Annotated in this window: 8 protein-coding genes; 5 read left to right on the top strand and 3 right to left on the bottom strand. The window is 53.6% G+C overall.

Features of this window, described 5'->3' with window-relative positions; translation table 11 throughout:
* The first annotated feature begins 285 nt into the window (after positions 1–285).
* The 5 genes from HMPREF3009_RS00135 to HMPREF3009_RS00115 are packed head-to-tail and all read left to right on the top strand — an operon-like array spanning position 286 to position 6,630.
* Positions 286–921: an MptD family putative ECF transporter S component gene (locus HMPREF3009_RS00135; protein ID WP_049155193.1), complete on the top strand. Its 636-nt coding sequence runs from the start codon at positions 286–288 to the stop codon at positions 919–921.
* Positions 918–1,643 (top strand): energy-coupling factor transporter transmembrane component T family protein, encoded by a 726-nt coding sequence (locus tag HMPREF3009_RS00130; protein ID WP_010187692.1) that lies wholly within the window; start codon positions 918–920, stop codon positions 1,641–1,643. The genes HMPREF3009_RS00135 and HMPREF3009_RS00130 overlap by 4 nt, the downstream gene beginning before the upstream one ends.
* On the top strand, positions 1,640–3,109 hold the full coding sequence (locus HMPREF3009_RS00125; RefSeq protein ID WP_070517049.1) for an ABC transporter ATP-binding protein: 1,470 nt from the start codon (positions 1,640–1,642) through the stop codon (positions 3,107–3,109). The genes HMPREF3009_RS00130 and HMPREF3009_RS00125 overlap by 4 nt, the downstream gene beginning before the upstream one ends.
* Before the next feature lie 7 nt (positions 3,110–3,116).
* Positions 3,117–4,865: an ABC transporter ATP-binding protein gene (locus HMPREF3009_RS00120; RefSeq protein WP_012714929.1), complete on the top strand. Its 1,749-nt coding sequence runs from the start codon at positions 3,117–3,119 to the stop codon at positions 4,863–4,865.
* Complete coding sequence (locus tag HMPREF3009_RS00115; protein WP_070517045.1) at positions 4,858–6,630, top strand: ABC transporter ATP-binding protein; 1,773 nt, start codon at positions 4,858–4,860, stop codon at positions 6,628–6,630. Before HMPREF3009_RS00120 ends, HMPREF3009_RS00115 begins: the two co-directional genes overlap by 8 nt.
* 144 nt (positions 6,631–6,774) lie before the next feature.
* Here the strand turns inward: HMPREF3009_RS00115 and HMPREF3009_RS00110 are convergent, their stop codons facing one another.
* The 3 genes from HMPREF3009_RS00110 to HMPREF3009_RS00105 form a co-directional block, all read right to left on the bottom strand.
* On the bottom strand, positions 6,775–7,008 hold the full coding sequence (locus HMPREF3009_RS00110; protein WP_070517043.1) for a hypothetical protein: 234 nt from the start codon (positions 7,006–7,008) through the stop codon (positions 6,775–6,777).
* 481 nt (positions 7,009–7,489) lie between these two features.
* On the bottom strand, positions 7,490–7,771 hold the full coding sequence (locus HMPREF3009_RS13225) for an MFS transporter (RefSeq protein ID WP_118779515.1): 282 nt from the start codon (positions 7,769–7,771) through the stop codon (positions 7,490–7,492).
* Between the two features lie 223 nt (positions 7,772–7,994).
* A partial coding sequence (locus HMPREF3009_RS00105) for a hypothetical protein (RefSeq protein WP_070679237.1) occupies positions 7,995–8,314 on the bottom strand: 320 nt, incomplete at its 5' end.

Raw genomic sequence — 8,314 nt, 5'->3', positions numbered from 1 at the left:
CAGGTGTCTACCAAACAGGGGTCAGGTCCGTGATTGGTTCCCCGCCCCATCTGCGTCCGATGTAGAGGCGGCGTAGTTTGCCTCCCCATCGCAGGGTTGTCTTGCCGTTGGTGCCGATTTTGTCGGTACTTAGTCGGTAGTCGTGGTCTGGTTTGATGTCTACTTATCTGCATTCACCCCCATTAAGGGTGAATCTTCAGATCAAAACTTGAAATGTTTTATAAACAGTATTACCTAACTTAGGCAAGCCTTACCTTTCCTGCTGTTCATAAATCGAGGTTTACTATGACCCAACAGTCCTCTACGCCCGCACGGAGTGCAAGCTCATCCAGTGGGTCGACGGCACGTTTAAACACCAGAGATCTCATCAACGCTGGCATCTTTGCTGCACTTTACTTTGTAATCACCTTTGTAAGCGGAATGATTGGATTCGCAGGACCACAATTCATGTTTATTGGATGGTTCATCGCGGCAATCGCAAACGGAATCGTGCTAGCGCTTTATGCCGCCCGCACGCCCAAAATGGGTGCTTTCACCCTCGTCGGTGGTATTAACGGACTAGCATTCATGCTCACCGGACACTACTTCTGGACCCTGCTGGGAAGCATAATTCTAGGGTTTATCGCGGATTTGATTATTACAAAAAGCCACCTCAGTATTGCCAAATCCTTCCCTATTTCCTACAGCGTCTTCTGTGTCTGGATTTCTATGCCTTTTATCCCGCTAATTCTGGATACGGACTCCTACTACGTCGATATCGCAGACCAAATGGGTCAAGAATATGCCGATGCCATGTCGGATATCTTCCAGCCATGGACCATTGGAGTACTGGCCATTTGTGCGCTCATCGTCGGCTTTATCGGAGGAAAGGTCGGAGTTCGCGTCAGCCGCAAACACTTTGAAAGCGCTGGTCTCCTGTGAGCCTGCAAAAACAGGGCGTGCTTCATCGATCTTCGATCGATCCACGGACCGTGCTGCTTTCTGTTCTAGTAATCAATGCGGTAGCTCTCAGCCACGGCCACCTACCGACACTGCTGATTTCTATCGCTTTCAGCTCCATCGCACTAGCTACAGTAAAACCACACTATGGTCTTATTTGCCTGTTCGCTTTTGCATTATCCTATCTAGGGTACTGGGGCCTATTACAGCTTCCTGGCTCCACATTTTTCGCTTTTTCAGCGGCAATTTTTTCGTGGCTAAGCCGTTTTGTCATCAGCATGTCCATCGGCACATTCGGCTTGCTCACTCTCACACCATCCACGTTGACCTCAGCACTGCGGGACCTGCGTTTACCAGGCTGGGCCACCATTCCACCGGCGGTATTCCTGCGCGTTTTGCCGATCATCGTGGCAGAAGCCAAAGCCATCCGCGATGCCATGGTCCTTCGGGGTCTCCAGCCTGGAGTAAAAAGCTGGATCACACAGCCCACACAATCGTCCGCGATGTTGATCATCCCCTTATTAGGTGCCGTCGTCCGCGCTGGTGATGAGCTCGCTGCCTCTGCTCTTGTCCGGGGATTGGGAGGACCCGCACGCCCAACCACCACCGCCGATCTTTCCTTCAAGCTTGTCGATGCAACTGCACTAGCTGGGTTGGGCCTCGTTGTTGCCTCTGTCTGGCTTCCCACGGAGGTCCACTTATGAACGAACGCAGTATCGCAACCAGTGTAGACGCCCACAACGTTTCTTTTACATATCCATTGGGAGCTCGGCCAGGCATTCAAGGTGTATCTGATGTGTCTTTTTCTGTCTCTCCAGGACAGTGTCTACTGATTACCGGTGATTCCGGATCGGGAAAGTCCACGGTACTCAAGTTGATCAACGGACTCATCCCCCATTTCAATCCAGGAGAGCTACTAGGCACCATCACTATTATAAAGGATGACCAGGCTTTTACCCCTGCGGAAGAACCGCTGTCCCGAGCCATCGAGTTCAGCGCCTCAGTATTCCAGAATCCAAGGACACAATTTTTCACTGAAAGCGTCAATGCAGAATTGGCCTTCGGGCTAGAAAACCTTGGTGTAGATCCCAAAGAAATTGAGTCGAGGATTCAATCAGCGGTCGAGCTACTAGGCATTAACGATCTTCGGGGCCGGCGATTCAAAGAATTATCCGGTGGGCAGTTACAAACCATGGCATGCGCATGCGCGCTTGTGTCCCCGGGCAGTCTCGTGCTTCTCGATGAACCCACGTCCAATCTCTCTATGGAAAGCATCGATATTCTTGCACGCGTGCTACACCGCTTGAAGGAATTAGGCACAACGATCATTATCGCTGATCACCGTCTCTTTTTCTTAAAAGATATCGCTGACCAAGTTATTTACTTGACTCAGGGAAAAATAACGCGGAGTTTCCGCGCTCAGGAGTTTTATGCCTTAGACGAACCCGAACGCAAACAATTGGGGCTACGCAGCTTACACCATGTTCCCCTGCCCGCGAGCGTGCCGGTACCACCCACGCTCGAAAACGCCGATCCCCAGCGGAGCGGACTCGAGCTAAGCAACATCTGTTTTTCTTATGGCGCACATGAGGTATTAAACATTGACCACGCATTTTTCCCCAGCGGCGAAGTCACCGCCTTAATCGGGCCCAACGGCGCTGGAAAAACCACCCTCGCCAGGATCATTTGTGGTCTTGCTTCTCCCAAACGCGGCGGTAGTCTCCGTTTGAACAGCAAACGAGTCGGAGCGGCTGCCCGCAGACGTGCCGCGTACATGGTGATGCAAGATGTTGGCCGCCAATTATTCGCAGCCACCACCGAAGAAGAAGTCACGCTCGGACTGGCAAAGAAGAAGCGGGACCACATCGATGTCAATGAGATTCTCCATCGCCTCGATCTGGCAGGAATGGCCCAACGGCATCCGCAGTCTCTGTCCGGTGGGCAACGGCAACGCTTAGCCATAGCTTCAGCCCAAGCCGAGCAAGCAGCGATCTACATCTTCGATGAACCTACCTCTGGCGTGGGCTGGCGCCAACTGCAATCCATCTCTGCGCTACTTCGATCTCTTGCAGCAAGCGGAGCAGTGGTCATCGTCATCACCCATGACCACGAATTCATCCAAGAATCAGTCACCAGAATCATCGATATGACTGACATCAACAAGAATTGAGAAAGAAATGTCTGAACTAAAACAAAGTTCCACAGAATCAAGCGGAACCCACGCACCAGAATCACACGGTGCGTCACCGGAAGAAGAGGCTCGCGCAAAACTAAAAGCCGGCCAGGTCGCTCTAAAAAAACTACTGGCCCCAGTGCAAACAACCATCTACTTCGCACAGTTTCTCGCGCTTATATCCTCGGTACTCGCCGTAGCACCCTACGTCGCGTTGGTGGCACTGGGAAATGCTCTAATCGACGGCAATACTGATGACGTCGCGTCCATTGTGAAATGGCTACTTGCTGCATTTTTGGGCCAGCTATTCTTCTATTTCCTTGCCCTTGCAATCACCCACTTCGCTGATGCAAAGCTGGTGGGGATTAACCGGCGCCGAATTATTACCGCTATTGCGAAAGCACCACTCTCGTGGTTTAGCCAGACTAATTCCGGCAAAGTCCGCAAAGCCGTCGAGGACGATACGTTAACTCTGCACACCCTGACAGCCCATGCTCCTGTAGAGAAGGTCGCCGCGATCTTTACGCCCCTCGCGCTTCTGGTTTATGCCTTTATCTTGGATTGGCGCCTTGGTCTACTTTCTATTGCCACTGTGCCCATTTTCCTAGCAATCCAAGCATATTCAATGAAAGATATGGGCACAAAAACTGCGGAAATGGATAATTATCTGGGTGAGGTCTCTGCGACTGCGGTGGAGTTCTCCGAAGGTATTTCCGTCGTCAAGGCTTTCGGCACCGTTGGCAAAGCCCACGCTCGATATCGCGAAGCTGCCCAAAAATTCGCGGAATTCTATTACGAGTGGGTACGTCCGCTTCTGCGTGTTTCCGCAATCTCAGAGTCTGTGGTGGCGGTTCCTGTCCTCATCCTTATCAATCTAGGAGTGGGTTCCCTGCTGATAGCTGGTGGCTATGTCACGGTCGCTGAAGTCATCGCAACAACGTTAATTGCGCTGGTGCTCCCGGGCACGATTCAAACCGTCGGCCAAATGATGTGGTCTTACCAGCTCGCTGGCAATGCGGCGTTGCGCCTTGATGAAGTCATGACAATTTCCCATGTGAAAGAAGGCCAAAAGAGCCTCGACGCCAATAGTCAAGACATGGAGGTGGAGTTCCATAAGGTCAGCTTTAGCTACGCCCCAGACACACCAGTCCTCCAAGACTTTTCTGCGCAACTAAATGCAGGCACTGTCACGGCATTGATTGGCCCCTCCGGGTCTGGCAAATCCACAGCAGCAACGATGTTGGCGCGTTTCCAGGATCCAGATTCGGGCACAATCACTATCAACAACGTGGATATCCGTGATCTCACTTTCGACAGTTTGTACCGCACTGTGGCTTTCGTCTTACAAGATCCTCACTTACTGCGTATGAGTATTCGGGAAAACATTCGCCTTGCACGCCCAGAAGCCCGCGATGAAGAGATCTGGCAAGCCGCAGAGGCTGCGCACATAGCTGCTGATATTCGCGCTTTACCGGCTGGGCTCGACACCGTTGTTGGTGAGGACACCTCTTTATCCGGTGGACAACAGCAACGCATTTCTATTGCCCGGGCAATCATTACCAATGCCCCAATCTTGATCCTAGATGAAGCTACTGCGGCAACTGATCCTGACTGCGAAGCAGAAATTCAAGCAGCTCTAGCCACACTCGTCAGAGGCAAGACCGTCTTAGTCATCGCCCACAAGCCGGAGTCCATCCAAGGAGCAGACCAAATAATCTGCCTCAAGCCTATGAAGGATAATTCTCATGTCTAATGCCACTACGCCTGTTAGTTCGCGTCTTCGTGATCCGCTACTCACTCGCAGTGTCAAAAAGCTGCAAAGTCCTGTAGGCCATAAGCTCAATAAAAGGTATGCTTGTCTATCGCTTATCGTTGGCGTGCTTGATGGCCTCGCCGTTCTCACGCTCGTGCCACTTACAAAGGCACTCGATGGGGATACGACGATCGCACCATGGATGTGGACGCTTTTGGCAATTGCGCTCGTAGCTTTTGCGCTACGATTTTTCGCAACCATGGCCTCTTACCACACGGCCTTGGATTTCATCCGAGCCGCGCACACGACTGTGGGCGATAAATTAGCAACGCTACCGCTCGGCTGGTTCGTACCGGCTAATACCGGCGGCCTATCTCGCCTCGTTTCAGATCGCTTTATGGTGGCGGCCGAGACCATTGCGCATATTCAAGGAACGATATACCGCGATAGCGCGGCACTTGTCACCTTGTTAGTAGGAGCGTGTTTCTGGAACCCGAAGCTGGGCTTGGTCCTTCTTATCATCGCACCATTGGCGCTCGTGGTGATGCAGTTGGCTGCATGGATTCGTGAGAAAGCATCGAACCGCGCACTGGGGCCGAGTAAAGAGCTCTCCCAGCGCATCGTAGAATTTGCTAACCGTCAACCAGCCCTGCGCGCGGCAGGACAATCACAAGTTTTTGCGCCACTAGAGCAAGCGCTAGAAATCGACCATAAAGCACGAATACGCGAGCTATGGGTATCCACATTAGCTTTGCTACTCAACGGCATAGTAGTGCAGATCTTCATTGTGGCTCTCATTATGGTCTCCGCGGATCTTGCCGTTGAAGGCGCCCTATCGCCACTAGAAACAATTGCGATCATCGGAATCAGCTTGAGGTTTACCCGCACGCTTGAGCAGCTGGGTTCTTCTTTCGTCGGTTTAGATGCCGGCCGTATCGCGCTTGCAGAAACTGAGCTCATCACCGATGCTCCTTCCCTGCCAGAACCCACTACTCCGCGCCTAGGCGATGGTTCGGGAAATGTAGAGCTGCTTAATGTCACGTTTGGATACGGCGATAAACCAGTATTGGTAGATGTCACTTTCCATGCTCGACCAGGCACCGTTACCGCCATTGTCGGTCCTTCTGGCTCCGGAAAGACCACAATTGCGCGCCTTATTTCGCGATTCTGGGATGTAGATTCCGGGGCGGTGATGGTTGACGGCGTAGATATCCGCGAGCTTGGAACCGAACAGTTAATGTCCAGGCTGTCCATGGTCTTTCAGGACGTTTACCTCTTCGACGACTCGTTAATCGCTAATATCCGCGTTGGTCGTCCCGACGCCTCCGATGAGGAAGTCTTCCGCGCAGCTGATCTTTCAGGCGTGACTTCTATTGCCAACCGCCTAGGGTGGCATACTCCTGTTGGTGAAGGCGGGCGGCTTCTATCCGGTGGTGAACGCCAGCGCGTATCTGTAGCTCGCGCGCTTCTCAAGCAAGCGCCGATTGTACTCTTTGATGAGGCTACCTCCGCGCTCGATGCAGAAAATGAGGCAAACATTCTTGCTGCGATGGACGAGCTACGGGAGCAATCTACTTTTATTGTCATCGCCCATAAGCTGGATACAATCAAATCTGCTGATCAAATCGTAGTCTTGGATGAACACGGGCAAGTCAGCCAGCTGGGCACGCATTCTGAGCTTTCCGATGTCCCCGGTATCTACCGTCACTTCTGGCAGCAACGCAAAGCAGCAAGCGGGTGGAAAATCAGTTCGGGACGCGATTAACGCGGGCACCGAGATCGGCATTGTTTGCGGGGGCACCCTTCTCCGCCGCAGCACGGAGCACCCTAAGTGCACCGACAAAGCTCGAAGCGAAGAATGCAGTAGCGGCTACGAGCGACCACTGCGCGGCGTTGGCCATGCCTTCGCTTAAGGCCCACACCACTGCCCCAGGCGCACGGTGGTTTGCGTTGCGGAGGCTTGCCCGGAGTCATCGACGGGAATATCCCGCAGCATCGTGCCGGTCAGCTGCGCGGAGGCGAACCCTAGGCCCAAGCCGTACAGGGTCAGCGGCGCGGCGATGATCCAACCATTCGTATCCGGCCCCATAAGCAGGACGAGGATAAGGACGCCGACGGCTTCCAAGCCGAGCCCAATGAGCACGGTGCCAGGCGCCCCGTACCGTGCCGCGACGTGGGGGCTGCTGCAACGGAGAAGAATGCACCGATTGCCGTGGCTGCCAGCACCAGGCCAGACAACACCGTGCAGAGGTCCAACGTATTAATCAGGTACAGCAGCAACACGAAGATGATGGCAAACTCGCCGATTGCTACCGCACCAGCGGTGATATTGTCCCACGAGAACGTGGAATAAGAAAACAATTCAAGATACAACAGCACCGAGCGGTGACCCCGCTCGCGGTGCTTTTCCGACCTGATTAACAGCGCGAAGCCCACGGCCGAAACCGTGAGCCCTAGCGGAACCGGTGAAATAGCCGCGTTTTCGAACCAGGTCCAGCCAAAGAAGCTGAATGAGGATTGGGGCTCCCACCAGCCTAGGTCGGGCCCTCGATAATCGCGAATACCAGGACACCCATTCCGTCAGTGCACCACCGGCAAGGGTCCGACCGCTGCCGCACCGGAAATTACCGCGCCCCACACACCAAAGGCTGTTGCGCGGTATTTGCCGCGGAATACGGTTTACCCGTGGAAAGCGTGGAAGGCATGATGAACGCAGCACCGATTGCCTGTACTGCGCGCGCGGAGATCCACGTGGCGGTCGAGGTAGGAAATCCCGCCAATACGCTGCCTGCCACGAATATTGTCAGGCCGGTGAGGAAGGCGCGCTTGCGTCCCCAGGTATCCGCAATCTTGCCCCGTCGCAGAGCAGCTCCGCCAGTAGCACCGCATAGAGGCTGTTGACCCACTGCGCCTGCGTCAGGTTGAGCTGCAGGTCAGTGATGATTGAAGTGTCCCTGTTTTGTCCCGACTGAGTAGATAGGACAAAACCTGGGGCACTTTAACTCCAGAACCGAGAGCCGTTCAGCCTAAACGTGTCATTCTCCGTGAATAGTGTGGACGAGAATTCACAGTTTTCGCCTGCCATTTACCGTGAATGACATCAAGCACTGACGCTGGGACACGTCAGGCTCAGACGGCCTGAGCCTTTTCGTTGATGCGCGCTACACATTCAGTCGGGTTCTCCAAGGAAACGATGAACCGATCGAAATGCTCGTCTTTAAGCTCGATGACAACGGCATTCTCATAGCCGCTAATGTTCCAGAAATGTCGGCCGCCATCCGCGTGGAAGGTGCCCGCTAGCTTCTGTCCACTGCGCAGCCCCGGCGCACGAAAACCTTTTGGCTCATGCTTCATGCCAGGGTCATGGGTAGCGCCTCGCACATGCTCCCACGGAACCTTGATACTGCCGGTCAACGACCAGTGTTCAGAAGACTGAAATGGTAGCGGTG

This window comes from Corynebacterium sp. HMSC034H07 (assembly GCF_001815175.1).
Taxonomy (GTDB): domain Bacteria; phylum Actinomycetota; class Actinomycetes; order Mycobacteriales; family Mycobacteriaceae; genus Corynebacterium; species Corynebacterium hiratae.
The sequence above is the reverse complement of the archived record's forward strand: the minus strand, read 5'-3'. Positions and strand labels throughout refer to the sequence as shown.

Bases quoted from the DNA above. Each gene is read 5' to 3' on its own strand.
- HMPREF3009_RS00125 (WP_070517049.1), top strand. From the start codon at position 1,640: ATGAACGAACGCAGTATCGCAACCAGTGTAGACGCCCACAACGTTTCT.
- HMPREF3009_RS00120 (WP_012714929.1), top strand. From the start codon at position 3,117: ATGTCTGAACTAAAACAAAGTTCCACAGAATCAAGCGGAACCCACGCA.
- HMPREF3009_RS00135 (WP_049155193.1), top strand. From the start codon at position 286: ATGACCCAACAGTCCTCTACGCCCGCACGGAGTGCAAGCTCATCCAGT.
- HMPREF3009_RS00115 (WP_070517045.1), top strand. From the start codon at position 4,858: ATGTCTAATGCCACTACGCCTGTTAGTTCGCGTCTTCGTGATCCGCTA.